Source organism: Marinobacter suaedae, assembly GCF_030519635.1.
GTDB lineage: Bacteria > Pseudomonadota > Gammaproteobacteria > Pseudomonadales > Oleiphilaceae > Marinobacter > Marinobacter suaedae.
This window is the reverse complement of the sequence record NZ_JAUMIS010000001.1, coordinates 1,459,964-1,484,846: the sequence shown is the minus strand read 5'-3', so window position 1 is coordinate 1,484,846 and position 24,883 is coordinate 1,459,964. Positions and strand designations below refer to the sequence as shown.

21 protein-coding genes and 1 riboswitch are annotated in these 24,883 nt (G+C 60.7%); of the genes, 11 read left to right on the top strand and 10 right to left on the bottom strand.

Annotated features, from left to right (window positions below; genetic code table 11):
- Window positions 1-10: 10 nt before the first annotated feature.
- A riboswitch (cobalamin riboswitch) is annotated at window positions 11-223 on the bottom strand.
- A 205-nt stretch (window positions 224-428) separates the two neighbouring features.
- Window positions 429-680 carry a YheV family putative zinc ribbon protein gene (locus tag QVZ43_RS06755; RefSeq protein WP_223795109.1) on the bottom strand — a complete coding sequence of 84 codons (252 nt, stop codon included), beginning with the start codon at window positions 678-680 and terminating at the stop codon, window positions 429-431.
- A gap of 56 nt (window positions 681-736) precedes the next feature.
- The gene (gene prlC, locus QVZ43_RS06750; RefSeq protein ID WP_223795108.1) at window positions 737-2,782 is read right to left on the bottom strand and encodes an oligopeptidase A; all 2,046 of its coding nucleotides are present in this window, start codon (window positions 2,780-2,782) and stop codon (window positions 737-739) included.
- A gap of 97 nt (window positions 2,783-2,879) precedes the next feature.
- Between prlC and QVZ43_RS06745 the strand changes: the two genes are divergently transcribed.
- Both QVZ43_RS06745 and QVZ43_RS06740 read left to right on the top strand, forming a co-directional pair.
- Window positions 2,880-3,422: a gamma carbonic anhydrase family protein gene (locus QVZ43_RS06745; protein ID WP_302909327.1), complete on the top strand. Its 543-nt coding sequence runs from the start codon at window positions 2,880-2,882 to the stop codon at window positions 3,420-3,422.
- 176 nt (window positions 3,423-3,598) lie between these two features.
- Window positions 3,599-4,048, top strand: a complete 450-nt coding sequence (locus tag QVZ43_RS06740) for an Hsp20/alpha crystallin family protein (protein ID WP_223795106.1) — start codon at window positions 3,599-3,601, stop codon at window positions 4,046-4,048.
- Window positions 4,049-4,085: 37 nt separating this feature from the next.
- On the opposite strand, the gene QVZ43_RS06735 is transcribed toward QVZ43_RS06740, so the two are convergent.
- On the bottom strand, window positions 4,086-4,403 hold the full coding sequence (locus tag QVZ43_RS06735; protein ID WP_302909326.1) for a PA4642 family protein: 318 nt from the start codon (window positions 4,401-4,403) through the stop codon (window positions 4,086-4,088).
- 214 nt (window positions 4,404-4,617) lie between these two features.
- Here QVZ43_RS06735 and QVZ43_RS06730 point away from each other — a divergent pair, with 214 nt between their 5' ends.
- From QVZ43_RS06730 to QVZ43_RS06720, 3 genes are read left to right on the top strand one after another with little or no spacing between them, the layout of a single operon-like run.
- Window positions 4,618-5,979, top strand: a complete 1,362-nt coding sequence (locus QVZ43_RS06730; RefSeq protein ID WP_302909325.1) for a glycine cleavage T C-terminal barrel domain-containing protein — start codon at window positions 4,618-4,620, stop codon at window positions 5,977-5,979.
- Between the two features lie 50 nt (window positions 5,980-6,029).
- Window positions 6,030-6,965 (top strand): methylenetetrahydrofolate reductase, encoded by a 936-nt coding sequence (locus QVZ43_RS06725; RefSeq protein ID WP_302909324.1) that lies wholly within the window; start codon window positions 6,030-6,032, stop codon window positions 6,963-6,965.
- The gene (locus tag QVZ43_RS06720) at window positions 6,949-8,685 is read left to right on the top strand and encodes a formate--tetrahydrofolate ligase (protein ID WP_302909323.1); all 1,737 of its coding nucleotides are present in this window, start codon (window positions 6,949-6,951) and stop codon (window positions 8,683-8,685) included. Before QVZ43_RS06725 ends, QVZ43_RS06720 begins: the two co-directional genes overlap by 17 nt.
- Here QVZ43_RS06720 and gbdR read toward each other — a convergent pair.
- Both gbdR and QVZ43_RS06710 read right to left on the bottom strand, forming a co-directional pair.
- Complete coding sequence (gene gbdR, locus QVZ43_RS06715) at window positions 8,677-9,789, bottom strand: choline metabolism transcriptional regulator GbdR (RefSeq protein WP_302909322.1); 1,113 nt, start codon at window positions 9,787-9,789, stop codon at window positions 8,677-8,679. The genes QVZ43_RS06720 and gbdR overlap by 9 nt on opposite strands.
- Before the next feature lie 136 nt (window positions 9,790-9,925).
- A complete protein-coding gene (locus QVZ43_RS06710) occupies window positions 9,926-12,496 on the bottom strand; it encodes a GcvT family protein (protein WP_302909321.1) in 2,571 nt (856 codons plus the stop codon).
- A gap of 237 nt (window positions 12,497-12,733) precedes the next feature.
- Between QVZ43_RS06710 and QVZ43_RS06705 the strand changes: the two genes are divergently transcribed.
- Both QVZ43_RS06705 and QVZ43_RS06700 read left to right on the top strand, forming a co-directional pair.
- Window positions 12,734-14,440 carry a chloride channel protein gene (locus QVZ43_RS06705; RefSeq protein ID WP_302909320.1) on the top strand — a complete coding sequence of 569 codons (1,707 nt, stop codon included), beginning with the start codon at window positions 12,734-12,736 and terminating at the stop codon, window positions 14,438-14,440.
- Entirely contained in the window at window positions 14,427-15,566 is a 1,140-nt protein-coding gene (locus QVZ43_RS06700) for an ABC transporter substrate-binding protein (RefSeq protein ID WP_302909319.1), read from the top strand. The genes QVZ43_RS06705 and QVZ43_RS06700 overlap by 14 nt, the downstream gene beginning before the upstream one ends.
- A 16-nt stretch (window positions 15,567-15,582) precedes the next feature.
- Here the strand turns inward: QVZ43_RS06700 and aroE are convergent, their stop codons facing one another.
- The 5 genes from aroE to QVZ43_RS06675 form a co-directional block, all read right to left on the bottom strand.
- The gene (gene aroE, locus QVZ43_RS06695; RefSeq protein WP_302909318.1) at window positions 15,583-16,410 is read right to left on the bottom strand and encodes a shikimate dehydrogenase; all 828 of its coding nucleotides are present in this window, start codon (window positions 16,408-16,410) and stop codon (window positions 15,583-15,585) included.
- Complete coding sequence (gene hemF / locus QVZ43_RS06690; protein ID WP_302909317.1) at window positions 16,400-17,329, bottom strand: oxygen-dependent coproporphyrinogen oxidase; 930 nt, start codon at window positions 17,327-17,329, stop codon at window positions 16,400-16,402. Before hemF ends, aroE begins: the two co-directional genes overlap by 11 nt.
- Before the next feature lie 8 nt (window positions 17,330-17,337).
- Window positions 17,338-17,910: an L-threonylcarbamoyladenylate synthase type 1 TsaC gene (gene tsaC / locus QVZ43_RS06685; protein ID WP_302909316.1), complete on the bottom strand. Its 573-nt coding sequence runs from the start codon at window positions 17,908-17,910 to the stop codon at window positions 17,338-17,340.
- Between the two features lie 43 nt (window positions 17,911-17,953).
- Complete coding sequence (gene dprA, locus QVZ43_RS06680) at window positions 17,954-19,123, bottom strand: DNA-processing protein DprA (protein WP_223795094.1); 1,170 nt, start codon at window positions 19,121-19,123, stop codon at window positions 17,954-17,956.
- Between the two features lie 73 nt (window positions 19,124-19,196).
- A complete protein-coding gene (locus QVZ43_RS06675) occupies window positions 19,197-20,219 on the bottom strand; it encodes a LysM peptidoglycan-binding domain-containing protein (protein WP_223795093.1) in 1,023 nt (340 codons plus the stop codon).
- A gap of 402 nt (window positions 20,220-20,621) precedes the next feature.
- On the opposite strand from QVZ43_RS06675, the gene def reads away from it, so the two are divergent.
- From def to trkA, 4 genes are all read left to right on the top strand, one after another.
- Window positions 20,622-21,125: a peptide deformylase gene (gene def / locus QVZ43_RS06670; RefSeq protein WP_223795092.1), complete on the top strand. Its 504-nt coding sequence runs from the start codon at window positions 20,622-20,624 to the stop codon at window positions 21,123-21,125.
- A gap of 102 nt (window positions 21,126-21,227) precedes the next feature.
- On the top strand, window positions 21,228-22,163 hold the full coding sequence (gene fmt, locus QVZ43_RS06665; protein ID WP_302909315.1) for a methionyl-tRNA formyltransferase: 936 nt from the start codon (window positions 21,228-21,230) through the stop codon (window positions 22,161-22,163).
- A 1-nt stretch (window position 22,164) separates the two neighbouring features.
- Window positions 22,165-23,466: a 16S rRNA (cytosine(967)-C(5))-methyltransferase RsmB gene (gene rsmB, locus QVZ43_RS06660; RefSeq protein WP_302909314.1), complete on the top strand. Its 1,302-nt coding sequence runs from the start codon at window positions 22,165-22,167 to the stop codon at window positions 23,464-23,466.
- Window positions 23,463-24,836 (top strand): Trk system potassium transporter TrkA, encoded by a 1,374-nt coding sequence (gene trkA / locus QVZ43_RS06655; RefSeq protein WP_223795089.1) that lies wholly within the window; start codon window positions 23,463-23,465, stop codon window positions 24,834-24,836. The genes rsmB and trkA overlap by 4 nt, the downstream gene beginning before the upstream one ends.
- Window positions 24,837-24,883 lie beyond the last annotated feature (47 nt).

Genomic DNA, 24,883 nt, shown 5'->3' with positions numbered 1-24,883 from the left:
AGTCGCGAAGGTGCAGTTCGTATCCCTGGCAGGTCTTCGGACTCAGGGGCGTGAATCGTTCGATTCGGCCTTGCGTGGCGACTTCCCGGCTTGCGCCAGTGTCTTCATGCCACGCTCGTTCCCCAATACCGCTGCGCGTCAGTTCCGGATTCTCACCGGATTCCCGACACCAAGCTGCTCACAAAACAACATATGGTGTCTAACCAAGGATAGAGGCACTATATAGAGGTATTTTGAACGGAGCAACCTAACCCTGAGGCCGGCCTCACTTTTAGTTTCGTGCTTTGGAAGAAAAACGAAAAACCAGATCGAGAGGGTCTGGACGGTCTTTTCTGAAGGGAAAGTTGTCTGAGCGCAGCGAGTTCTTTTCCCGCAAGAAAAGGCCGTCCAGGCCCTCGCCGCCCCAAACCAATAACGCTAGAAAGCGGTCAGTCCTCCTGCCCCGCCTTGAAAAACACCACCTGCTGAACCGTATGGTCATCGGTGTTGGTGCGCTTGTTCACCCGGGTTTCCAGCTCCGGCACCTGCGGCTCTTTCTGCTCGGACACCGCATCGGAAAATCCACAGGCCACACACTCGCGCACCTGATTGCCCTCGTCCGTGGTGTGCATCTTGATCTTGTCCATCTCCGCACAGCGGGGACAAACGGCGCCAGCAATAAAGCGCTTGGGACTCGGCATAACTTACTCCGTAATACATTCACCGGCAGTCATTACGACTGCCGGTATACAGGGGATCAGGCGGCCTCGTCCGTGATGCCGGATTGTTTGAGCAGGGCATCCACCTCGGGTTCACGGCCCCGGAAGGCCTTGAACAACTCCATGGGCTCCTGGGAGCCACCTTTTTCCAGGATGTTTTCCAGGAAGGCCTTGCCGGTGTCCGGATCAAAGATGCCGTTTTCCTCGAACAGGGAGAACGCATCCGCCGCCAGCACTTCCGCCCACTTGTAGCTGTAGTAACCCGCGGCATAGCCACCGGCAAAGATGTGGGAGAAGGCATTGGGGAAGCGGTTGAATTCCGGCGCTTCCACCACGGCGATTTCCTCACGGACCTGGCGATGCATATCCAGTGGATTGGTCGGCGCCTGCTCAGTGAACTCCGCGTGCAGGCGGAAATCGAACAGGGAGAACTCCAGCTGGCGTACCATGCCCATGCCGGACTGGAAGTTCTTCGCCGCCAGCAACTTCTGTAGCAGATCTTCCGGCAGTGGCTCACCGGTTTCATGGTGCGACGCGATCAGCGCCAGGGATTCCGGGTTCCAGCACCAGTTTTCCAGGAACTGGCTGGGCAGCTCCACCGCGTCCCAGGCCACGCCATTGATGCCAGACACATCCAGCACCTCTACCTGGGTGAGCATATGGTGCAGACCGTGGCCGAACTCGTGGAACAGGGTCGTGACCTCATCGTGGGTCAGCAGGGACGGCTTGCCGTTGACCGGGGGCGTGAAATTACAGGACAGGAAGGCCACCGGCAACTGCAGCGTGCCTTTCTGATTGCGCCAGCGTACCCGGCAGTCGGCCATCCAGGCGCCACCACGCTTGCCCTGACGGGCGAAGAGGTCCAGGTAGAACCAGGCCACCGGCTCACCGTGTTTACTGATGCAGTAGGCGGTTGCGTCCTCATGCCAGGTTTCGACGTCCGGGCGCGCCTCAATCTGAACGCCGAACAGTTTTTCCGCCACACGGAACAGGCCGGGAATCACTTTATCCACAGGGAACCAGGGGCGCAGGGTTTCCGGGGAAATGTCGTACTGTTTCTGGCGGAGCTTCTCGCTGTAATAGCCCACGTCCCAGGCGTGCAAATCCTCGAGACCGTGTTCCTGCCGGGCAAAGGCTTTCAGTTCGGCGTATTCTTTCTCCGCCACCGGCTTGGCCTTGGCCGCAAGCTGATTCAGGAAGCCAAGCACTTCATCCACGCTGCGGGCCATCTTGGTGGCCAGGGAACGCTCGGCGTAGTTGTCGAAACCCAACAACTGGGCCAGGGCGTGCCGGCGCTTCAGGATTTCCGCCATCACCGGCGTGTTGTCCCAGGTACCGGCATCCGGGCCCTGGTCGGAGGCTCGGGTCACAAAGGCCTCGTAGACTTCACGGCGCAGTTCGCGGTTGTCGCAGTAGGTCATCACCGGGTAGAAGCTGGGGAAGTCCAGGGTAATCACGTAGCCTTCCAGGTCTTTCTGGGCGGCGGCCTGCTTGGCCCCTTCCAGGGCGCTTTCGGGCACGCCCGCCAGTTCGGAGGCGTCGGTGATGTGCTTGTACCAGTGCTGTGTCGCGTCCAAGACGTTGTCACTGAACTTGTTGGACAGTTCCGCCAGTTCCCGGGACAGGTCCGCATAGCGCTTTTTCTTGTCCTCGGGCAGGTCCACACCGCCCAGGTGGAAATCCCGCAGGGTGTTTTCCACCGACTTGCGCTGGGCTTCGCTCAGATCTTTAAAGTCATCGCGCGCCGCCAGTTTTTTATAGGCGTTGCACAGGGCTTCGTTCTGGCTGATCTCGGTGCTGTATTCGGTGAGTTTCTCCAAGCACTTTTTGTACACTGCCCGCAGCTCATCGGTGTTCATCACACCGTTGAGATGGGAAATCACCGACCAGGCGTTGCTGAGTCTATCGTCCAGCGCCTGCATGGGCTGGGCGAGGGTGTCCCAGGAGGGTTCCTCCTGCTCGGCCAGCTGCTGAATCTTCATGCGGTTCTCGCTGAGAATCTGGTCGATGGCCGGCTCCATGTGCTCGGTGCGGACATGGCTGAACTTCGGCAACAGATCATCAGACAGTAACGGGTTGTTCATAGGCCCCCTTCTCAGCAATGTTTGTCTAAGGTAGTTTCAGGCGACTCCGATGGGGTGGGAGCCTCCCGGTAATTCATTCTTCTAACGGGTATATGTAATGACGAATGTACGTTCTCACAAGGGTAACACGCCACAATTCGGCGAACGCGCGTGGATAGATCCCAGTGCAGTGGTGATTGGCGATGTCAAAACCGGCGATGACTGCTCGATTTGGCCGATGACCGTGGTCCGGGGCGATATGCACCGCATCCGTATTGGTGACCGTTGCAGCGTACAGGATGGCTCCGTGCTGCATATTACCCACGCCAGCGACTTCAACCCCGGCGGACACCCGCTCACCATCGGCGATGACGTGACCATCGGCCACAAGGCCCTGCTGCACGGCTGCACCATAGGCAGCCGGGTGCTGGTGGGCATGGGCTGCATCATCATGGACGGCGCGGTGGTTGAGGACGAGGTGATTGTCGCTGCTGGCTGCCTGGTGCCACCGGGCAAGGTACTGAAATCCGGCCATCTGTACGTGGGCTCACCCTGCAAGGAGGCCCGTCCGCTGACCGACAAAGAATGCTCTTTCTTCACCTACACCGCCGCCAATTACGTCAAGCTGAAAGACGAGTACCTGTCAGAGAACGACAACTGACCCAGATCAAAATTTGATCACTCGACTCTTGAAAAGCGATTGGGTGAACCTACATTCCTGAATAGCAGAAGTTCACGGATAACCATCCGGCCCCGGCGCCACCGGTTGGAGCTGTTCCGCGAGCGAAGCTGAGACAACACCGTTCAGATTCGTATTCGTGAAGAGGAGGGTATCCCATGAGCAATGTAGCCCGTTGGAATCCAATCAATGAGTTCGAGGATTTGATGAACCGGTACAACCGGGTCTTCGGACTGTCCCGCTCCGGCGGAGAAAGCAAAGACGTGTTCAGCCGCAGCGACTGGGCACCGGCAGTGGACATCAAGGAAACACCGGAAGCCTTCACCATCGAGGCCGAGCTCCCAGGCATGGATCGCAAGGATGTGAAGGTGACCGTCCACGACGGTGTGCTGAGCATTGAGGGTGAACGCAAGCATGAGGAGGAATCCTCAGACAAGAAGCTGCACCGGGTAGAGCGCTATTACGGCAGCTTCCTGCGGCGCTTCACACTGCCCGACAACGTGGATGAAAACAGTGTGAAGGCGGCCTTCAAGGATGGCCTGCTGACCCTGACCCTGCAGAAAGCGGAGCCAAAGGAACCCAAGGCCATCGAGGTGGATGTGCACTAAAACCGGTGCATGTTAGCCCACCGGGCAGTCGCCAGCGTCAGTGGCTGGCGGCTGCTGCCTGTTTTGCCCCGGCCTTTTTCAGCGCCTCGGCATAGTCCACGCTGCGACGATGCTGGGAAATCAGATCCAGAATGGTTTCACCACGCTCATTGACAGCATTCAGGTTCCGCCCTGCCTCCCGGAAGAACCCAATAAAGCGCTCAAAATCCTCCGCACGCATGGCCTGATAGGCTTTCAGCAGGGCATGGAAATCAGGGTTCAGGGTTTTGTCATAGGGGTCAATGGCGAGAAAGCTTTTGACCCGCTCATCGCTCCATTCCTCACCAATGACCTTGGGTTTGTCTGGTCCACTCATAATCGCTCCCTCATTGCTTTATCGAACAGTCTGGGCGCAACAGTATAAGGCCCTGAAAAATTTAGGGTTATATGAATTCAGCATGAGCGTCTTCGCCCCGGCTATAAGGCCTTGCCGTTTTTGGTCGCTTCCATGTCGTTTCGGTTCCACCTGCCAATCCCAAACACGGTCACATTGATGCTATCAACAACCCACCGAGGAGGGGGAGACAGCCATGGCCGTCAAATTCGAGGAAGCACTGCAGAATTATCCGCAACAGCGAGCCGGCGCCGCAAGGCAACCCGACTCGGTCGACCAGTCTAACCGCAAGGTGCCCATTAACCTGCGCCAGTCCGGCCCGACACCGGTGGAGATGCTGATTTCCACCCGGGTTCGCAAATCACCTTACTGGCACCTGGCTTACGAGGCAGGCTGCTGGCGCGCCACCGTGTACAACCGCATGTACCATCCGCGGGGCTACGTGCGCCCGGAGCAGGGCGGCGCCATGGTGGAGTATGAGTCTCTGGTGAACGACGTCACCATGTGGAATGTCGCCGTTGAGCGCCAGATCCAGGTCAAGGGTCCGGACGCCGAGCGCTTTGTGAACTACGTGATCACCCGGGACGCCACCAAGATCAAGCCCATGCGCGGCAAGTACGTCATCCTGTGCAACGAGGATGGCGGTATTCTCAATGACCCGGTGCTGTTGCGGGTGGCCGAAGATGAGTTCTGGTTCTCCCTGTCCGACAGCGACCTGGAGCTCTGGCTTCGGGGCGTCAACATCGGCATGGGCTTCAACGTGAGCATTGCCGAAATCGACGTTTCTCCGCTGCAGATCCAGGGCCCGAAATCCGAAGCACTGATGGCGGACATGTTCGGCGATGAGGTTCGCGATATTCCCTTCTACGGGCTGATGGAAGGCCAGGTGGCCGGGCACGATGTGATTGTGTCCCAGACCGGCTTCACCGGCGAGAAGGGCTACGAAATCTACCTGAAGGACTCCACCAAGTACGCCGAGGATGTGTGGTACGCCGTGCTGGCAGCCGGCGAGCCCCATAACCTGCGAGTAATCGCCCCGGCCCACCATCGGAGGATTGCCGCCGGCATCCTGTCCTGGGGCCAGGACGTGGACGCGGAGACCCTGCCGTTCCAGTGCAACCTGGCCTATCAGGTACCTAGGAACAAGGAAGCAGATTACATCGGTAAACAACGGCTTGAGAAAGTCCGGGATCAGGTGGAAGCCGGGAAACCGCCGTTCTCCCACCAGATGGTAGGCCTGCGGTTTGGCGGTGGCGAGGTTACCGACTATGCCAATGACTTCTGGCTGATCAGCCCGGAAGGCGGCGGCGACCCAGTGGGTTACGTCACTTCGCCCTGGTACTCACCAGAGCTGGAAACCAATATTGCGCTGGCCTGGGTGCCGTGCGAAAACACCGCCATCGGCACCAAGCTCACCGTGCATCTGCCAGTGGAATATGCCGCCCCGGACGGTTCAACCGCCATCGAGGCTGAAGTGGTGGAAGTGCCCTTCCGTCCGTCGGTCAATCCCAATGCCCGGGAGCGCGCACGCGCCAAAGGCATCGACTTCGCGGACTGACTTTCAAGGCAGTACGCAGTACAGCAATGGTTAACAGCAGGTGATGCATTATGACGTTCGCCAAACAACTCCACGCGCTGACGCCACCAATGGACCGGGATGAAGCAGTACACCGGCACCTGCTGACGCTGTTGCAATCCGCTTCCATTGAAGCCTCGCCCCGGCAGATCAGCACCACCGAGGATCTGCCGCAACTTCTGCCGCCAGGGACGGCGGTCTACGTCCCCTTCCTGCCGAAGGGGCAGTTCAGCGACACACTGGCCGCCTGCGTTCGTTTACGCGAACTGGGCATGGAGCCGGTGCCGCACCTGCCCGCCCGGATGGTGGAAAGCCGGCGGCAGCTAGAAGACTGGCTCGCCCAGTTGCAGGAAAGCCCGGTGGACCGGTTCCTGCTTATCGCCGGCGACCGGGATCCGGCAGCCGGCCCCTTCCCCGACACTCTGGCCATCCTGGAATCCGGGGTGCTGTCCAGCTTCCGCTTCAAGGGCATTGGCGTGGCGGGCCACCCGGAGGGCCATCCCCGGGCTGACCGGGCTACCCTGATCCGGGCCCTGGACATCAAACAGGAATACGCCCGCAGCACGGGCACCCGCCTGTGGGTGGTCACCCAGTTCGCCTTCCAGCCTGAGATCATCACGGACTGGCTGCAAAGCCTGGGCAGCCTGCTGGAACAGGTGCCGGTCTACATCGGGCTGGCCGGCCCCACCCGCCTCAAGACCCTGATGGCCTACGCCGCCCAGTGTGGCCTGGGGGCATCCAGCAAACTGCTTCTCAAGCGCCCGGGCAGCGCCAGGCTGCTGAGGGCCTGGACGCCCGACGACATGATCCGTTCCCTGGCAGAGTATTGCGTCGACAACCCCGACACCCTGCTCAAGGGCATACATCTGTTTCCGTTTGGAGGTTTGCGCCAGTCGGCGCAGTGGATTCAAGAGCACAGTCGGTCCCTGGAGGACCAAAGGAGACAGGCCAATGGGCTTCCGGTATAACGAACAGACTTCCGACACACCGGTGCTGGAAAACCTCAACATTGCCCCGAAACCGGACATTGAGATTGCCCGCTCGGTGCAGCCCCAGTCCATTCTGCTTCTGGCCCAGCGCCGGTTCGGCTTGCCCGCCGAGAGCCTGGTACCCTTCGGCCACTACAAGGCGAAGCTGGACATGGCCTACGTAGACACCTCCGAAACGGCGCCCCGGGGTAAGCTGGTACTGGTCACGGCCATGACGCCGACACCCGCAGGTGAGGGCAAAACCACCACCAGCGTAGGCCTGAATGACGGCCTGAACCGGCTTGGGGTTAGTTCCTCCGTGTGCCTGCGGGAGCCCTCCCTGGGTCCCTGTTTTGGCATGAAAGGCGGCGCCGCCGGCGGGGGCCGTTCCCAGGTGATCCCCATGGAGGACATCAACCTGCACTTCAACGGGGACTTCCACGCTATCACCACCGCCCATAACCTGCTGGCGTCGCTGATCGACAACCATATTCACTGGGGTAACGAAGCCGGCCTCGACCCGAGACAGGTCAGCTGGCGGCGGGTGGTGGACCTGACCGATCGCTCACTCCGGAACCTGGTGTGCGGGCTGGGCGGCAAGGCCCACGGTGTTCCCCGGGAAACCGGTTTCGACATCACCGTATCGTCCGAGATCATGGCCATTCTGTGTCTGGCCGAAGGACGGCTCGATCTGCGCCGGAGACTGAGCAACATGCTGGTGGGGCGGCGAGCCGACAACACCCCCGTCACCGTGGGAGACCTCGGCATGGAAGGGGCCCTTTCGGTACTGCTGAAAGATGCCCTGCAACCGAATATGGTGCAGAGCCTTGAGCACAACCCGGTGTTTATCCACGGCGGGCCTTTCGCAAACATCGCCCATGGCTGCAATTCAGTGACAGCGACCCGTGCGTCCATGGCCCTGAACGACATTACGGTGACTGAGGCGGGATTCGGAGCGGATCTGGGGGCAGAGAAGTTCATCGACATCAAGTGCCGGCATTCCGGTCTGCAGCCGGATGCGGCGGTCCTGGTGTGCACGCTTCGGGCTCTCAAACTGCACGGCGGTGTGCCCCGCAGTCGGATTTCAGATCCCGATACCGGAGCATTACGCATCGGTGCGGCCAATCTGGAGCGGCATATTCAGAATCTGCAGCAATTCGGCCTGAATCCGGTGGTATGCATCAATCGGTTCCCCGGGGATACTTGGGAGGAGCTCGAACTGGTACAGGCCCTCTGCAGGGACCTGGGCGTGAAAGCGGTACCCGCGGAGCACTGGGCCACCGGCAGTGATGGTGCTATCGAGCTGGCGCAGGCGGTGCTGGACGAGCTGGACGAGGGCAAGCCCGAAATCCGTTTCCTGTACGACGACAGCCTGCCCCTGGCAGAAAAGATCGAAACCATTGCCACCCGTATCTACCACGCCAGCCATGTGGAATTTACCGCCACTGCAAGACAGCAGCTAAGGGAGTATGAAGCCCTGGGGTACGGCTACCTGCCCGTCTGCATCGCAAAAACCCAGTACAGCTTCTCCGTCGATCCCTCGATGATGGGCGCACCCTCGGGACACACCCTGCCGGTGAGGGAAGTACGACTGGCGGCCGGCGCCGGGTTCGTGGTTGCGGTGTGCGGGGAAATCATGACCATGCCCGGCCTGCCACGGCGACCGGCAGCACTCGATATCGGACTGGATGAAAATGGCTTGGTCGTGGGGTTAACCTGATTCGTTGGGCTGCCTGATAGTTCCGTATGTGGGCTCGGTACTGGCGCGGCGAAGCGCCTCCCCCGATGATGACAATATCGGCTTGGGTTCCGCAGGCTCTGCGGGGTCCGAGTCGGTACCCCAGGCTTCCAGCCGTTCCTGCCGGGGCGCCCGCCCCATGATCTTGCGATAGCAACGACTGAAATGGGTAGCCGAGACAAAGCCACATACCGATGCGATTTCCACAATGGAGCAGGAGGTCTGTTTCAATAAACGGCGCGCCCGGTTCAGGCGCACACGAAGGTAATATCGAGACGGCGTGCAGCCCAGGTGTTTGAGGAACAGCCGTTCAAGCTGTCTTCTTGACGTTCCCGCCAGGACTGCCAGTTCGCCCAGCTCGATGGGCTCCTCGATGTTCGCCTCCATCAGTTGTGCCACTTCCGCCAGCCGGGGCTGAAGTTTGGCCAGACGTGGCAGCATGGGAATCGGTTGGGGCTCGGTCTCCTCACGCACCCGGTCGCACACAAACATCTGGGACACTGCGTTGGTCAGCTCGGCGCCATGACGGCGGGCCAGGAAGCTCAGCATCATGTGCATGGGCACCGTCCCACCGGTGCAGGTCATCCGTGTTTTCTGCAGGGTAAACAGGTGATTGTTGGTCTGCACCCGGGGAAAGTCCTCCTGAATGGCTTCCAGGCATTCCCAGTGGGCACTGCAGGCGTGGCCATCCAGCAGGCCGGCGCTCGCCAGAATGTAGGCTCCGGTACACACCGCCCCCAGCAACACGTTCCGACGAGCCTGCTGCTTGAGCCAGCGCACTTCGACATTGGAGAAACTGTGGGTGACATCCACCCCGCCAACCACAATCACCAGGTCGAAGCGGTCCTCTTCGCCGAGACCGGCATCCGGCATGACCACCATGCCGTCGCTGGCACGCACGGCCGTTCCGCCAGCGGTCAGTAACGACCAGGAATAAAGCTCGGTACCGGCCATCTGGTTGGCCATCCGAAGAGGTTCCACAGCAGTCGCCAGAGCAATAAGGGTGAAGTTATCGACCAGCAGGAAGCCGACCCGATAGGGCGCATGGGAGGGCTGGGATCTGCGAGGGTCCGGGTCGACGGACATGTTGCAACCTCCTCAAGTTGGAGGGTCTTTAGGCAGCCTGTACGCGAACGCACAACAGACCACCTGCCCCTAACAATAGTTGCAACTTTTGGACCCGGCAATGTCATCCCGGTTCCGTCTGACCGGGCCCCTGGGATCAGGACATAACCCGCTCGTTGTCCGGATCAAGCAGGGCGCGATAGCCCACCGCCTCGACCCGGATAGGGTAACGCTCTTCAAAGTATTCCAACACCAGTTCCCTACCTTCCTGGGCATAGGCATCGGGCAGGTAACCCAGCAGAATATTTTTAGCCAGTGATGGCCCCCAGACAATGCTGGTGTTATAAGATCGGCGACCATGGCTGTCCACCAGCACCTCGCCGGTGTCCGGGTCAAGGATGGGCCACTGCCCCACCGGGTAACGCAATACGCCGGCCGAATCCCGATGTTCGGTCATGGTCATTGTGCACAGATAGGCGGCCTGCCGGGGGAGTTCCCGCTGCTCCAGATAAGCCTGCTTGCCGTGGAAGTCGGCGTCCTTCACCTTGGGACGAGCCAGGCCAGCTTCGTACAGGTTGTACTCTGTCTCCAGGTCGGCATTCTGCAGGCGCAGGCTTTTTTCCAGCCGACGGCTGTTGGCGTAGGTTTCGATACCCACCGGAGTGACACCGGCGTCGTACAGCAGATCCCACATCTTCAACCCGTAACTGAACGGGAAGTAAAGCTCCCAGCCCTGCTCACCGACATAGGAAATCCGGAACGCCCATACCGGTACGCCCTGTACTTCAATCTCCCGGGCGGTGGCGAAAGGAAAGCTCTCATGGGACAGTTCATCCGGGTTGCTGACCAGCTTGGCGAGGGTTTCCCGAGCCTTGGGTCCCCACAGCCCGAGAGTGGCCAGACTGTCGGTACGGTCTTCGATGCGAATGTTCTGGAATCCGTGTTTGCGGGCCATGCGGGTCATCCAGCAATAGTCCCGGTGGCCCGTATCGCCACCACACACCACCCGATACTCTTCATCGGCCAGCCGGATGATGGTCAGGTCGGAATGCACGCCGCCGCGGGCATCCAGAAAGTGGGTATACACACCCTTGCCGAGAGGCGTAGTGCCCCCGACTTTCGCCACGGACAGAAATTCCAGCAAGCCTTCGGCGTCTGCGCCGGAAATGTCGAAGATGGCAAAATGGGACAGGTTGATCATGCCCACCGACTCGCTCAGTTCAAGCTGTTCGGCGTTGGACACCTCCCAGAAATGCCGGGCGTCCCATTCGTTCTCCCGCAAGGGAATACGATCCCGGTATTTGGACAGCAGAGTCGCTTCATTGGCGGCGTAGCCGTGGGCCCGCTCCCAGCCGGCCACTTCCATGAAGTAACCGCCCAGCTCCACTTCCCGCGGATAGAACGGGCTGGTGCGCATCTTGCGGCCGGTCTCGTAGGGCTCCCGGGGGTGAACCGCCGGGGTGTAGATCTTCTTGGCAATTTCATAGCACCGGCCGTACACATAGGCCGGGGTTTTCTGCAGCGGGTAGTGGCGGGCAATATCGACACTGTGAGGGTCCATGTCCGGGCTACCGTGGGTCATCCAGTCCGCCAGCAGCTTGCCGGCCCCCGGGCCGTCTTTCACCCACACCGCTTCACAGAACCACAGGTTACGCACCTCCGGGGACTCACCCATCAGCGACCCCCCATCGGGTGTGACTGACAGCAGACCGTTGAATGAATGTTTCTCCTCCCAGCCCAGTTCGCCCAGGATCGGCGTGAGTTCGATGGCCTTTTCGTAGGCTTCCATCACCTGGTCCAGGGTCAGGTCCCGCATGGACGGAGACATACGTGCCTCCTCGGGTTCGGCGATGGCACCGGGGTACACCAGTCTGGGATTGTCTGGCTCATAGTAGCCCCATTCGATCCGGCCACCTTCGGTGGTGGTGGGGTCGCCGGTATCCCGCACGTAGGCGGAGTTGCCCTGGTCCCGAAACAGGGGATAGACGATCTGCTTGCCGGTGCCTTTGAGCTCTTCATAAGGTCCGAAAAACAGCAGCGGGTGTTCCAGTGGCATCAGTGGCAGGGCAGCGTTGGCGGTGTAGGCTAACAATGGGCCCCAGATCCCCATGCACAGGACCACATACTCGGTTTCGATATAGCCTTTGTCGGTTTCAACACCCCGGACCTGGCCATCCTGCACGTCGATGCGGGTGGCGGGCGTATAAGCAAAAGCCTGCAACTTGCCGGTGGCGACCGCCTCCTCCACCAGGTCGCCGGCCACTTTCTGGGAGCGGGGTACCACCAGTCCGGCGTCCGGGTCCCACATGGCGCCCTGAATCTGGCTCTCATCCAGTAGCGGAAACAGTTCCTTGGCTTCGCTCGGGGAAATCATGCTGACATTGGTGCCAAACGCCTTGCCCGAGCCCACCTTGCGGCGCAGCTCGTCCATGCGTTCGTCGTCGTCTACCCGGGCAACTTCCATCCCGCCGCACTTCACGTAGTTGCCGCGTTTTTCATAGAAGTCCTGGCTGTATTTCGTTGTGTAGATATTCAGCTTGTCGTGGGAGGTGGTGAAACAGAAATCCGACGCGTGTGAGGTGGAGCCGATGTCCGTGGGGATCGCGGATTTCTCCAGGCCGACAATATCATCCCAGCCCTGTTCGATCAGGTGATGGACCACCGAGGATCCCACAATACCGCCCTGACCGATGATCACGACTTTCGCACGTTTCGGTAGTTGTGCCATTTTTGGCCTCCCGTTTTCTGCATCCTATGGCGCCCCGGACCGGACGCGCCCCGCCTGTTGTCAATGTGGTCCTGATTCCGTCCCCGGGGTGATTTCATTACGACATGCACTCGTCCAAAAACGGCACCGCAAATCCGCGAGCCGACCCGCTTACCCTCAGGCCCCCAGTGGCGCCTCGTTGAGCCATTTGCCAAACCAGACTTTACTTGCAGTATGAACCACCATGACGTTCAACAGATGACGTACCGCATTGCCATGGTCACCCTGGTGGCCATTGCGGTCGGTATCGCCGGGTCGCTGGCGGCCATCGGCTTTGTAGAGGCGGTGCACTGGCTGAACGATCTGCTGCTGATTTCCCCCTACGCACGGGTCCAGGCCGGGAACCAGCCGGGGCTGGTAGCGCTTGCCACCCTGGTGGTGCCGACACTCGGCGGGCTGCTGGTTGGCCTGGTGACCCGCTACCTGATTCGGGAACGGCGCGGGCTGGCACCGCCGGACGCCATACTGGCGGCCCAGACCCCGGGCCCCACACCGGGCTTTCGCAGCGGGCTGGCATCAACCCTGGCGGCCCTGCTGTCCCTGGGCAGTGGTGCCTCGGTAGGGCAATACGGACCGCTCGTGTATCTGGGGGCCATGTTCGGCAATCTGGTGGGCCGGCTGCGACTGAATCTCCGCCACCAGCGTTCCATCGCCATCGCCTGCGGTGTGGCGGCAGCCATCTCGACCGCGTTCAATGCCCCGATCGCGGGACTGGTCTTCGCCCACGAGGTCATTCTGCGGCATTACTCCCTGCGGGCCTTTGCGCCTGTTACCGTGGCGGCGGCCACGGGCTATATCATCGCCAACGTGATTTTCGACCGGCCGGCGCTGTTTCTGGTCGAGTTCTCCCGGGTTGAACACAGTTACGAGTTCCTGCTCTTTGCCCTGGAAGGCGTGCTGTGTGCCGGTCTGGCCTGGGTTTTTCTCAGGCTGCTCCGGCTCAGTTCCCGGGTCAGCCGGCGCTACATTGCTCCGGTATGGGCCCGCCCCGCCGTGGCCGGACTGCTGGTTGGCGTGGTGGCCCTGTGGATTCCGGAGATTCTGGGGATCGGGCAGGAAACCCTGCGCTTTGCCACCATTGAGAACGCTTTTGGAATCAGCGAGCTCACACTGATTGTCGTGGCCAAGCTGGTGCTGACGTCACTGTGCCTGGGCTTCGGATTTGTCGGCGGCGTGTTCAGTCCGGCCCTGCTGATCGGCATTTTGTTTGGGGCACTCTACGGTACGGTGCTGCCACACCTGGTTCCCGTCGCCTATTCAGGACCGGTGGTGTATGCCATTTGTGGGATGATGGCCCTGGCCAGTTCGGTGATTGGCGCACCGCTGACCACCATCCTGATCGTATTCGAGCTGACCCGTAACTACGACCTGACCATTGCTGCCATGGTCGCCGTAGTCTTCGCCAATGTGGTTTCCTACCGGGCGATCGGTCGTTCCCTGTTTGATCTGGAACTCCGGGCCCGGGGTTTTGACCTGACACTCGGACGGGACAAGGCCATCCTTGAGTCGCGCCCGATCCGCGATTACCTGTCCACCCGGTACACCACCGCCCAGGGTATGGAGTCCGTTGAGACGGTGCGCCAGCGGCTGGTCCGGGAGCAGCGGGCCGAAGCCATGGTTGTCGATAACAGAGGCATTCTGTTGGGTGTCATTCGCTTGCAGGCCATCATTAACAGCGCGCCGGACACCCCCATCCTGCGATTGGCGCTGCGGGACTTTACCCGCTTTGATGAGAAGACCTCGGTCTGGCAGTCCATGGAACTCCTCCGGGGGTTCCTGGGCGAGGCCGTGCCCCTGGTGTCCGGGGAAGGACAGTTACTGGGTGTCGTTCCCGAGGAGGCGGTGATTCGGGCCTACCTTGAGATCGTGCACGAACTGCGGGAGGAGGAAAATGAAGGGGCCTGACTTGTTGGTGATCCTGCTCTTCTCCTGCGTACTGCCCCCCCAGGGATGGGCAGCAGAACAGCCGGCACCTGACACCGAAGCCGAGCAACCGGAACCGGAGGTGCTGACCGTGGCCACATGGGGCGGGGCCTATGAGGATAGCCAGCGGCGCGCCTATTTCGAGCCCTTTACCCGGGCAACGGGCATTGCCATCGAGACCGTCCCCTATGACGGCGGCATCCGGCCCCTGAAACGGCATCTGGCCGGCGGCGAGGTGACCTGGGATGTGATCGACATGATCGAATCGGACGCCGACGTGGCCTGTGCACAGGAACTTTTGGAACCGATCGAGCCGGACATTCTGCTGCCAACGCCCGATGGTACGTCTGCGCAGGAGGATTTCATGAAAGGGGCCATCCAGCCCTGCTTCATCACCCATCTGGTATTTTCAACGGTGATTGCCTATAACGACGAGGCCTTTCCCGGCGAGAAACCAGACAGCGTTGAGGATTTCTTTGACCTGGAAACCTTTCCGGGCAAGCGCGCGCTGCGGCTGTCACCCACCGGGCTGTTTGAATGGGCGTTGCTGTCGCTGTCGGTGCCGCCGGAGCAGGTGTACGATTTGCTGAGCACGCCCCGGGGAATGGAACTGGCGTCCGAGCGGCTGGACTCCATTCGAGATTCCATCATCTGGTGGCAGAACGGCGAGGAGCCCGCCCTGCTGCTGGCCAGTGGCCAGGCCACCATGGCCACGGGTTACAACGGCCGATTCTTCCACGCGAGGGTGATGGACGATGTGCCCATTTCCGTGATCTGGGATGGCCAGCTGACCGGTTTCAACAGTTGGGCCATTCCCCGTGGTACCGCCCAGACAGAGCAGGCGCAGGCTTTTATTGCCTTTGCCACCCGCACGGACCGGATGGCCGCGCACGCCAATCTGATCAGCTACGGACCCACACGGGATTCCGCCCGCAAGCGCATTGGCCTGCACACCGATAACCGGGTGGCGATGCAGCCCCACATGCCGACGGCGCCGGGCCACATGGACCACGCCCTGATGCGGGACCACCGCTGGTATTCGAAAACCGTCGACCTGCGGGAGCGATGGTTCAAAGCCTGGCTGTCGGAGAAAGACGAAACGCCATAGGTCGGTGGTGCCGGTCTCAGTCGTTTCGCAATTCATCCATCACGGCGCTGGTGTTCGGGGTAACGCCCCGCCAGATCCGGAAAGACTCGGCCGCCTGTTCAACCAGCATGCCCAGCCCATCCATTACCCGGTTGGCGCCACGGTCCAGAGCCCACTGATTGAAAGTCGTGGTCTGCAGGGAGTACATCATGTCGTAGACGGCGGTCCCGTCCCTGATCACCGTTGCCGGCAGCGGTGGCAAATCACCCTGCAGGCTGGCACTGGTGCCGTTGATGATCAGGTCGAAGGGACCTTTGGCCTGCTCAAAGCCACAGGCGGCCAGCTGACAACCGCCGGCCTCGTCAGCAAAGAGCTTCACCAGGCCGTCGGCCTTGGCCACGGTCCGGTTGGCGATGGTCAGTGACGCCGGGGCTTCCGCCAGCAAGGGGCCCAGCACGCCGCGCACGGCACCACCGGCACCGAGTACCAGCACTCTGGCATCTTTCATGCGAATCCCCTGGTTGACCGTGAGGTCCCGCACCAGGCCACAGCCATCGGTGTTATCCGCCACCAGCAGGCCCTGATCATCCTGAAACAGGGTGTTCGCCGCGCCGGCCTTTTCCGCCCGGTCGGTGCGTTGGTTCGCCAGCCGCCAGGCCTGTTCCTTGAAGGGGACGGTTACGTTCAGCCCCTTGCCGCCGCGCTCGAAAAACTGCTGCACGGTGCCAGCAAAATCGTCCAGGGGTGCCTGGATGGCGGTGTATTCCAGCGCTTCACCGGTTTCGCTGGCAAACAGGCTGTGAATCCGGGGGGATTTGCTGTGGCTGATGGGGTGGCCCACCACTGCATAGAGATCATTGTTCATCGCTTACCTCCAGCCAGTCCCGGCCGGTCAGGAAGAACTCGGTCAGTTTCGCCTCTTCGGTGTTGGGCTCCGGAACCCGGGCATAATCCCAGCGCACCAGGGGCGGCAATGACATTAGGATAGACTCGGTCCGGCCACCGGACTGCAAACCAAACAGGGTACCCCGGTCATACACCAGGTTGAATTCCACGTAGCGCCCCCGCCGGTAGAGCTGGAAATCCCGCTCACGCTCACCGAAGGGCAGCGTCTTCCGACGCTGGACAATGGGTTCGTAGGCTTCGATGTAGCTGTCACCCACAGACCGCATTAGGGCAAAATCCTGCTCGAAATCACCGGTGTTGTGGTCGTCGAAAAACAAACCGCCAACTCCCCGGGGTTCATTCCGATGCTTGAGGAAAAAGTAATCATCGCACCAGGCCTTGAAGCGCGGATACAGGTCAGCACCAAAAGGTTCACAGGCGCCCTTGGCGATCCGGTGCCAGTGCACGCAGTCTTCCTCGAAGCCGTAGTACGGGGTCAGGTCGTAGCCGCCGCCGAACCAGTACACCGGCTCGCTGTGTTTCGGACGAGCAATGAAAAAGCGCACATTGGCGTGCGAGGTCGGCACATAGGGGTTATGGGGATGAATCACCAGCGACACGCCCATGGCTTCCCATGGAGCGCCCGCCAGATGCGGGCGATGGGCCGTGGCGGAAGCCGGCATAGTGTCGCCCATCACATGGGAGAAGTTGACCCCGCCTTTTTCAATCACTTTGCCATCGGAGATCACCCGGCTGATGCCACCACCGCCTTCCGGGCGATCCCAGGAATCCCGGATAAAACCGGCGCCTTCATCCACGGATTCGAGCCGGACACAGATGCGTTCCTGCAACCCCAGCAGATAGTCTTTAACGGCAGAACTGTCGGCGTGATGTGGCATGGGTTCTCCTAGCGAAGCTGTTGTCCCGAGACAATATCAATGATGCGGCTTGGCTTACGGTTGCCCCCCAACTGGCCGGGCACAACCCGGTCCAGCGCACCCGCGAAATACCGGTGTACCTGCCAGGGATAGCGGGCCGGTTCCCGCCCGGCGGGATTGCAGGACGTGGATACCAGCGGCATACCGGCGGCCTCGCACAGGGCCCGGACCACGGGATGATCGCTGACCCTCACCGCGATCGCACTGTGCTTACCACGAACCCACTCCGGGGTCTGCTGCAAGACATCCGGCAACAGGCAGGTAACCGGGCCGGGCCAGTGGCGGATGGCCTCCTGCTGCAGGTCCTCCGGTAAAGGATCGAGCAGAAAACGCACCTGATCAACCGAACTGGCGACCAGGATCATGCCTTTTTCCATCGGGCGGGCCTTCAGGTCGAGGATGCGCTCGACCGCCAGCTGGTCCCAGGGATCACATCCCAGGCCCCAGACCGCCTCGGTCGGGTAAGCGATCACGCCGCCCTGACGAATCGTCCGGCGGGCCAGGTGCAGTTGCCAGTCACTGAGGGGAGAGAAAGCAGCCATGTCTGTGTTCGTGAATCAATCCGGATTGTGGGTCTCGCACGCTTCACGACGTTCGCTGGTAACCTCCGGGTACGGTCGTGACCAGGCCCTGCAATTCCAGCAACAGTAACGACTGCATGAGCTGATCGGCAGACAGACCGGTCGTGAAGCTGAGTGCGTCTGTGGACTGCGGATCATACCCTAAAGCCTCAAAGACCGCGATTTCCCGATGTTCGAGGCCACTCAGGGGGTTAGCTTCGCCCGTCCCGTTTCCGAGAGGCGTGGACTGCTGCCAGCTGGCACCCAGCTCCGCGACAATATCCTCGACGCTCTCGACCAGCGCTGCGCCCTGTTTGATCAGATGATGACAGCCACGGGACACCGGGCTCTGCACCGGGCCGGGAATGGCAAACACCTCCCGGCCCTGCTCCATTGCCAGTCGTGCGGTAATCAGCGAGCCGCTCTTCAGACCGGCCTCCACCACCAACACGCCCCGGGCCAGGCCACTGATAATGCGGTTGCGTTGCGGAAAATGGGCCGGACGAGCGGGCGTCCCCGGCGGGTATTCGGAAACCAGCAAGCCGCGCTCCAGGATTCGGCGCGCCAGCGGCCGGTGCCGGCCGGGATAGAGGTTATCAAGCCCGCAACCAATCACCGCCAGGGTGGGGGCATTCACGTCCAGCGCCCCGGCATGGGCCGCACCGTCGACTCCCAGGGCCAGCCCACTGGTAACCAGCAGGGAGCACGCACTCAGTTCGGCGGCGAACCGTCGTGCCAGCGATAAACCCGACGGGGTCGCATTGCGGCTGCCAACAATCGCAATCTGTTCCCGCTGCAGCAACGACACGTCACCCAGGGCAAAGAGCACCCAGGGTGCATCGTGGATGTGTCTCAGAGGTTCCGGATAACAGGGGTCGGCGAAGGTAAGGATCTGAATGTTCTGCTTGCTGCACTGATCGAGGATCCACAGAACCTTGCTCACCACGGGGTCGCTTCGGTCGCGCCGCTGCCAGGCCTGAATGACGTTAACGGCTTTGGTTGGCAGGCCACAGGCACCCAGGGTTGCCCGAGTTACGGAGAGCAAATCGATCGGTGAGGGCCACTGCTCAAGGAGTTGCGCCCGGGATTTCGGCCCGACGCCGGGCAGGCAGGTTAATAACAGCCAGGAAGCAGAGTCCTGGTCAAAAGCGCCGGGCTTGGCATCCCGGCCCTTCGGGGAAGGGTGTCTGGTCACGGTATCGTCCTTGAATACAAAAAGGCCGGACCATCCTGGCCCGGCCGTGCACGGTCACAGAGGGTTCAGGTGATCAGGGATTGACTACCTTGTCACCAACCGAGAGCGCGCGGGTCGCCTGTAGAATCAGGCCATAGCTCATCTTCTCGTAGGCCTGGAACACCATCATCAGGCCGGCACGCTCGGAGGGCAGCTCGATGGTTTCGCCGGTGACCGGGTCACGCACCAGGTTGCCGGCCTTCAGCACCGCCATCACGTTGCCCGGCTCCAGACCATCGCGGGTACCGCGGTTAATCACCACCACATCGTACTGGCCGATCTGGGTAACACCACCGTCAACCCCGATCATCACACCTTCCACGTCCTGGCTCGGAGAACTGGGAGAGAAGCTGGTGGAAATCGGACGGTTCACGTTGGTCAGCAGACGGTCACCAATGCGCACTTCCTCGCTGGACTTGGTCAGATCAACGGTCAGGACCTCGCCGTTTTCGGCGCTCACATTACCGGCAGCGACACTGCGTGCTTCAAGACCCAGGAACTCGCCGGTTTCCGGATCAACATACTCCTTGCTGCGGCGGAACACGCCAACCTTGTCCGCCGGCTTGTCGCCGCGGGCGTAAATGCGGTCACCGGCACCGGTGATGATCCGGCTGTCTTCACCTTCCAGCACGTAAGGCGCGCCTTCCAGTTCTTCCGGAGACACGATTCGGGTGTCGGTCAGGAAGCTGCTGATGGCATCCAGCGGAATCGCCGGAATCGGGCTGGTCAGGGGCTCGGAACGCACTTCCGGTGACAGTTTGACCACGCCGTTATTGGACGCCACTTTGGTCACGCGGGGCTGGCCATCAATGTACACCAGCGCCAGGCGGTCGCCCGGGTAGATCAAATGAGGGTTCTCAACCTGCGGGTTCACGTGCCAGATTTCCGGCCAGTACCAGGGATTGTTCAGGAAACGGCCGGAAATATCCCAGAGGGTATCGCCCTTAACCACGGTGTAGCGTTCAGGATGGTCGGTTTTAAAGTCGGGGGCGGCCTGGGTCCAGGAGGCGAACAGCAGCATCGATGACGCCGCCAGTGAGTACAGCAGTTTCCTCATTGTATAAGTCCTTGATCGCGTGCCTTGAATCTTTGCATTTTTAGTGCGCAGTCTGGAGCCTGCAGCTTATTGGATTATTTCCCGATACTATAGAAGATGTACTGGGATTTGTGATGTTATCTTTTGTTCTTCGAGTAGATTCTATCCCGCCTGCGAAAGATTTTAACTATCAACTGATCAGTTTGTACTCAATCGACGAATTGTTGGATAATGGGCGCAATACGAAGAGCGCTCTGGCATCCACGGCTTTTAGTCGATTATGTGATCGAACGTACCATGTTTGCACTGCACACGGTCGCATTTTGGCGACTTGCTTCACGCGCTTGCAGAAATTTACAAAGTGACCGGGGCTTTTCTTGCGTTGCAGTCCCGGGCTAAAGCCCCAAAAGCTGAAGATACACCATGATTTTAGAGATTCTCGAATACCCGGACCCACGTCTGCGCACCATCGCCAAGCCGGTTGAAGACGTAACGGACGACATCCGCACGCTGATCGACGACATGTTCGAGACCATGTACGATGCGCCCGGCATCGGCCTGGCCGCTACGCAGGTGAACGTGCACAAGCAGATCATTGTCATGGATCTGTCTGAGGACAAAAGCGAGCCACGTGTCTTCATCAACCCGGAAGTCGAAGTTCTGGACGGCGACCCGGAAGCCATGCAGGAAGGCTGCCTGTCCGTACCCGGCTTCTACGAAGACGTTACCCGCATTGAGCATTGCATGATCCGGGCCCTGGACCGGGACGGAAAGCCGTTCGAACTGGAAGCCCGAGGCCTGCTGGCGGTGTGCATCCAGCATGAGATGGACCACCTGAACGGCAAATTGTTCGTGGATTACCTAAGCTCACTCAAGCGCAACCGGATTCGCAAGAAACTGGAAAAGCTCCACAAGAAGAGTGCCTGATCGAACTTGATCGGTTCTGGCCCTCGGGCTTGAATAAAACTATCGTGGACCGGGTTACAGACCCGGTCTTTTCGTTTTCAACTGAACAGAGACGTCAGCACCGTGCGACTTGTTTTTGCCGGCACCCCGGACTTCGCTGCCTCCGCCCTGAAAGCCCTGTTGGGCACTCCCCACACCATTGTTGGCGTGTACACCCAGCCTGATCGTCCTTCCGGTCGCGGCCGAAAGCTGATCCCCAGCCCGGTCAAACAGGTCGCACTGGACGCCGGCATTCCGGTCTTCCAGCCAGTCAGCCTGAAAACACCGGAGGCCCAGCAGGAACTGGAGGACCTCAAGCCGGATGCCATGATTGTCGCCGCCTACGGGCTGATCCTGCCCAAGGCCGTGCTGGAAATTCCGGTCCATGGTTGCATTAACATCCACGCCTCCATCCTGCCCCGCTGGCGCGGCGCAGCCCCCATCCAGCGAGCCATTGCCGCCGGCGACGAAGAAAGCGGTATTACCATCATGCAGATGGATGAAGGCCTGGATACCGGCGCCATGCTGCTGAAAGTCACCACGCCCATCGAATCCACGGACACCGGGGGCAGCCTCCACGACCGGCTCGCCGAACTGGGAGGCCAGGCCATTGTAAAAGCCATGGATGCCATGGAGCAGGGCGGTTTGACGGGCGAAGCCCAGGACGATGCCGACGCCTGTTACGCCCACAAACTGTCGAAAGAAGAAGGGCACATTGACTGGTCGCGGGACGCCTCGGCCATCGAACGGCTGATCCGCGCCTTCAATCCCTGGCCCGGCACCTTTACCGACCTGGGCGACCAGCGCATCCGGATTCACCAGGCCGAAGTACTGGCCGAGCAGTCCGATGAGCCGGCCGGCACCGTGATTCGCCGGGAACGAGACGGTATTGATGTGGCCTGCGGCACCGGTACTCTACGGATTACCCGCCTGCAATTGCCAGGTGCCCGGGCCCAGAGCGCCAACGACCTGATCAACGGCGGCAAGCAGTTACTGTTGCCCGGCGAGGAGCTGCGCTGAGATGGACACCCATGGCTTGCCCCTGCGCGCCGCAGCCGCCAACGTTCTACTGGCGGTTGAGAACGGGCACTCGCTGACCCAGTGCCTGCCCCCGGCGCTACAGCAACTGGCTCCGGAAGAAAGGCCCGCTCTGCAGGCCCTCTGTTTTGGCACCAGCCGCTGGTTTCACCGGTTAGACGGGGAACTGCAAACCCGGCTTAAAAAGCCCCTGCGCAAGCAGGATCGGGTTGTGCATCACCTGATGCTGATCGGCCTTTTCCAGCTTCGATTCAGCCAGCAGGCGACCTACGCCGTGCTGAATGAGTCCGTGGAAGCTTGCCGTGCCCTGGACAAGCCACACCTGACCGGCCTGGTCAACGGTGTACTGCGAGCCGCCGAACGGGAGGGCGCACCAGAGCCCGCGGACAATGCCAGCCGATTCAGCCACCCCGAATGGATGGTGGAAAAGCTGCGCCACAACTGGCCGGACGACTGGCAAGAGATCCTGGCCGCCAACAACGAACAGGCGCCGATGACCCTGCGAGTCAACGCCCGTCGTCTGACCCGCGATGCCTATCTGGATTTACTTGAAGAGGCGGGTATTGAGGCTGCACCAACACGCTTCGCGCCCCAAGGCATTCAACTGACTCAGCCGGTACCCGTGGATAAGTTGCCGTACTTTGCCGATGGCGCGGTCAGTGTTCAGGACGAGGCCGCCCAACTTTGCACCACCTTGCTGGACCTGGCACCGGGTCAACGGGTGCTGGATGCCTGCGCGGCCCCGGGCGGAAAAACCTGCGCCATCCTCGAAACCTGCGATGGTTTGAATGAGGTGGTTGCCATTGATGAGTCGGCCGAGCGTCTGCCCCGCGTGCAGGAAAATCTCGACCGCCTGGACCTGGATGCCACCCTGAAGCAGGCCGATGCCGCCAATACCGGGGAATGGTGGGATGGCAAACCGTTCGACCGGATTCTGCTGGATGTTCCCTGCAGCGCCAGTGGTGTGATTCGGCGTCATCCGGACATCAAGCTCCTGCGCCGGGAATCGGATATCAGCCCCCTGGCCGCGATTCAGCTGGGCCTGCTGGATGCCATGTGGGATATTCTTAAGCCCGGTGGGCGACTGGTGTATGCGACCTGTTCGGTATTTCCCCAGGAAAACCACCGTATAATTCAACGATTCCGCAAACAAAAAGACGGCGTCCAGCTTGTGGAGCCGGACGTTGCCTGGGGGCGGGACATGGGCTCGGGCCGGCAGTTGCTGCCCGACCCCGACAGCCATGATGGCTTCTTCTACGCTGTGCTGGAGAAACCCGACGCATGAAGATCCTGATCCTAGGTGCCGGCCAGGTGGGTGGCACACTGGCCGAGAACCTGGCCAACGAGGCCAACGACATCACCGTGATCGACAGCGACGGTGCCCGCCTGCGCGAGCTGCAGGACCGACTCGATATCCGAACCGTTCAGGGCAGGGCCTCCTACCCGAGTGTTCTGAGACAAGCCGGCGCTGCGGACGCAGACATGCTGATTGCCGTTACCAGCAGTGACGAAACCAACATGGTGGCCTGTCAGATTGCCAGCATCATGTTCAAGACCCCCACCAAGATCAGCCGGGTTCGTGCCGGAGCCTATCTGGCCCGCAACGAACTGTTTGGTGAAAACGGCTTCCCCATCGACGTCATGATCAGCCCGGAGCATCTGGTTACCCGGCACATTACCCGGTTGATCGAATACCCGGGCGCCCTGCAGGTGCTGGAATTTTCCAAGGGTCTGGCTCGACTGGTCGCCATCCGGGCGACCGAAGGTGGCCCGCTGGTTGGCCACGAACTGTCCTACCTGCGTACCCACATGCCCCGTATCGATACCCGTGTAGCGGCCATTTTCCGCAAGGACCGGCCGATCATGCCCCAGGGGGATACGGTGATTGAGGATGGCGACGAAGTGTTCTTCATTGCCGGCACCAACCACATCCGGTCGGTGATGAGCGAGCTCCAGCCACTGGTAAAAAACTACAAACGGATTTTCATCTGTGGCGGCGGTAACATCGGGCAACGACTGGCCCAGACCCTGGAAAACCGCTACCAGGTCAAGCTGCTGGAGCGGGATCACGAGCGCTGCGTGATGCTGTCGGAAAACCTGCGCAAGACTGTGGTTCTGGAAGGGAACGCGGCCAACAAGGACATCCTGCTGGAAGAAAGCATCGAGAACACCGATGTGTTCTGCGCGGTCACCAACGATGACGAAGCCAACATCATGGCCTCGTTGCTGGCCAAGCGGCTGGGTGCGCGCAAAGTCTTCACCCTGATCAACAACCCGGACTACGTTGACCTGATCCAGGGCGGCGATATCGATGTGGCCATTTCACCCCAGCAAACCACCATCGGCAGCCTGCTGACCCACGTGCGCCGGGGCGACGTTGTAAACGTTCACTCACTGCGCAGGGGCGCGGCCGAAGCCATTGAGGCCATCGCCCACGGCGATCACCGGTCGTCAAAGGTCGTCGGGCGTCGGTTGGACGAGATTTCCCTGCCCGAAGGCACCACCATCGGGGCGATCGTTCGCCATAACGAAGTGCTTATTGCTCATGACCACCTGCGGATTCAGCCGGATGACCACGTCATCCTGTTCCTGGTGGACAAATCACGGGTTCGGGATGTTGAAAAACTGTTCCAGGTCGGGCTCACCTTCTTCTAGTTGAAAATCAAAGTGCAGGACCCATCTTAGAAATCCCTTCCGCGCGA

Excerpts from the sequence above, each read along its gene's own strand:
- QVZ43_RS06755 (WP_223795109.1), bottom strand. The coding sequence starts at position 680 with ATGCCGAGTCCCAAGCGCTTTATTGCTGGCGCCGTTTGTCCCCGCTGT.
- prlC (WP_223795108.1), bottom strand. The coding sequence starts at position 2,782 with ATGAACAACCCGTTACTGTCTGATGATCTGTTGCCGAAGTTCAGCCAT.
- QVZ43_RS06745 (WP_302909327.1), top strand. The coding sequence starts at position 2,880 with ATGACGAATGTACGTTCTCACAAGGGTAACACGCCACAATTCGGCGAA.
- QVZ43_RS06740 (WP_223795106.1), top strand. The coding sequence starts at position 3,599 with ATGAGCAATGTAGCCCGTTGGAATCCAATCAATGAGTTCGAGGATTTG.
- QVZ43_RS06735 (WP_302909326.1), bottom strand. The coding sequence starts at position 4,403 with ATGAGTGGACCAGACAAACCCAAGGTCATTGGTGAGGAATGGAGCGAT.
- QVZ43_RS06730 (WP_302909325.1), top strand. The coding sequence starts at position 4,618 with ATGGCCGTCAAATTCGAGGAAGCACTGCAGAATTATCCGCAACAGCGA.
- QVZ43_RS06725 (WP_302909324.1), top strand. The coding sequence starts at position 6,030 with ATGACGTTCGCCAAACAACTCCACGCGCTGACGCCACCAATGGACCGG.
- QVZ43_RS06720 (WP_302909323.1), top strand. The coding sequence starts at position 6,949 with ATGGGCTTCCGGTATAACGAACAGACTTCCGACACACCGGTGCTGGAA.
- gbdR (WP_302909322.1), bottom strand. The coding sequence starts at position 9,789 with ATGTCCGTCGACCCGGACCCTCGCAGATCCCAGCCCTCCCATGCGCCC.
- QVZ43_RS06710 (WP_302909321.1), bottom strand. The coding sequence starts at position 12,496 with ATGGCACAACTACCGAAACGTGCGAAAGTCGTGATCATCGGTCAGGGC.
- QVZ43_RS06705 (WP_302909320.1), top strand. The coding sequence starts at position 12,734 with ATGACGTACCGCATTGCCATGGTCACCCTGGTGGCCATTGCGGTCGGT.
- QVZ43_RS06700 (WP_302909319.1), top strand. The coding sequence starts at position 14,427 with ATGAAGGGGCCTGACTTGTTGGTGATCCTGCTCTTCTCCTGCGTACTG.
- aroE (WP_302909318.1), bottom strand. The coding sequence starts at position 16,410 with ATGAACAATGATCTCTATGCAGTGGTGGGCCACCCCATCAGCCACAGC.
- hemF (WP_302909317.1), bottom strand. The coding sequence starts at position 17,329 with ATGCCACATCACGCCGACAGTTCTGCCGTTAAAGACTATCTGCTGGGG.
- tsaC (WP_302909316.1), bottom strand. The coding sequence starts at position 17,910 with ATGGCTGCTTTCTCTCCCCTCAGTGACTGGCAACTGCACCTGGCCCGC.
- QVZ43_RS06675 (WP_223795093.1), bottom strand. The coding sequence starts at position 20,219 with ATGAGGAAACTGCTGTACTCACTGGCGGCGTCATCGATGCTGCTGTTC.
- def (WP_223795092.1), top strand. The coding sequence starts at position 20,622 with ATGATTTTAGAGATTCTCGAATACCCGGACCCACGTCTGCGCACCATC.
- rsmB (WP_302909314.1), top strand. The coding sequence starts at position 22,165 with ATGGACACCCATGGCTTGCCCCTGCGCGCCGCAGCCGCCAACGTTCTA.
- trkA (WP_223795089.1), top strand. The coding sequence starts at position 23,463 with ATGAAGATCCTGATCCTAGGTGCCGGCCAGGTGGGTGGCACACTGGCC.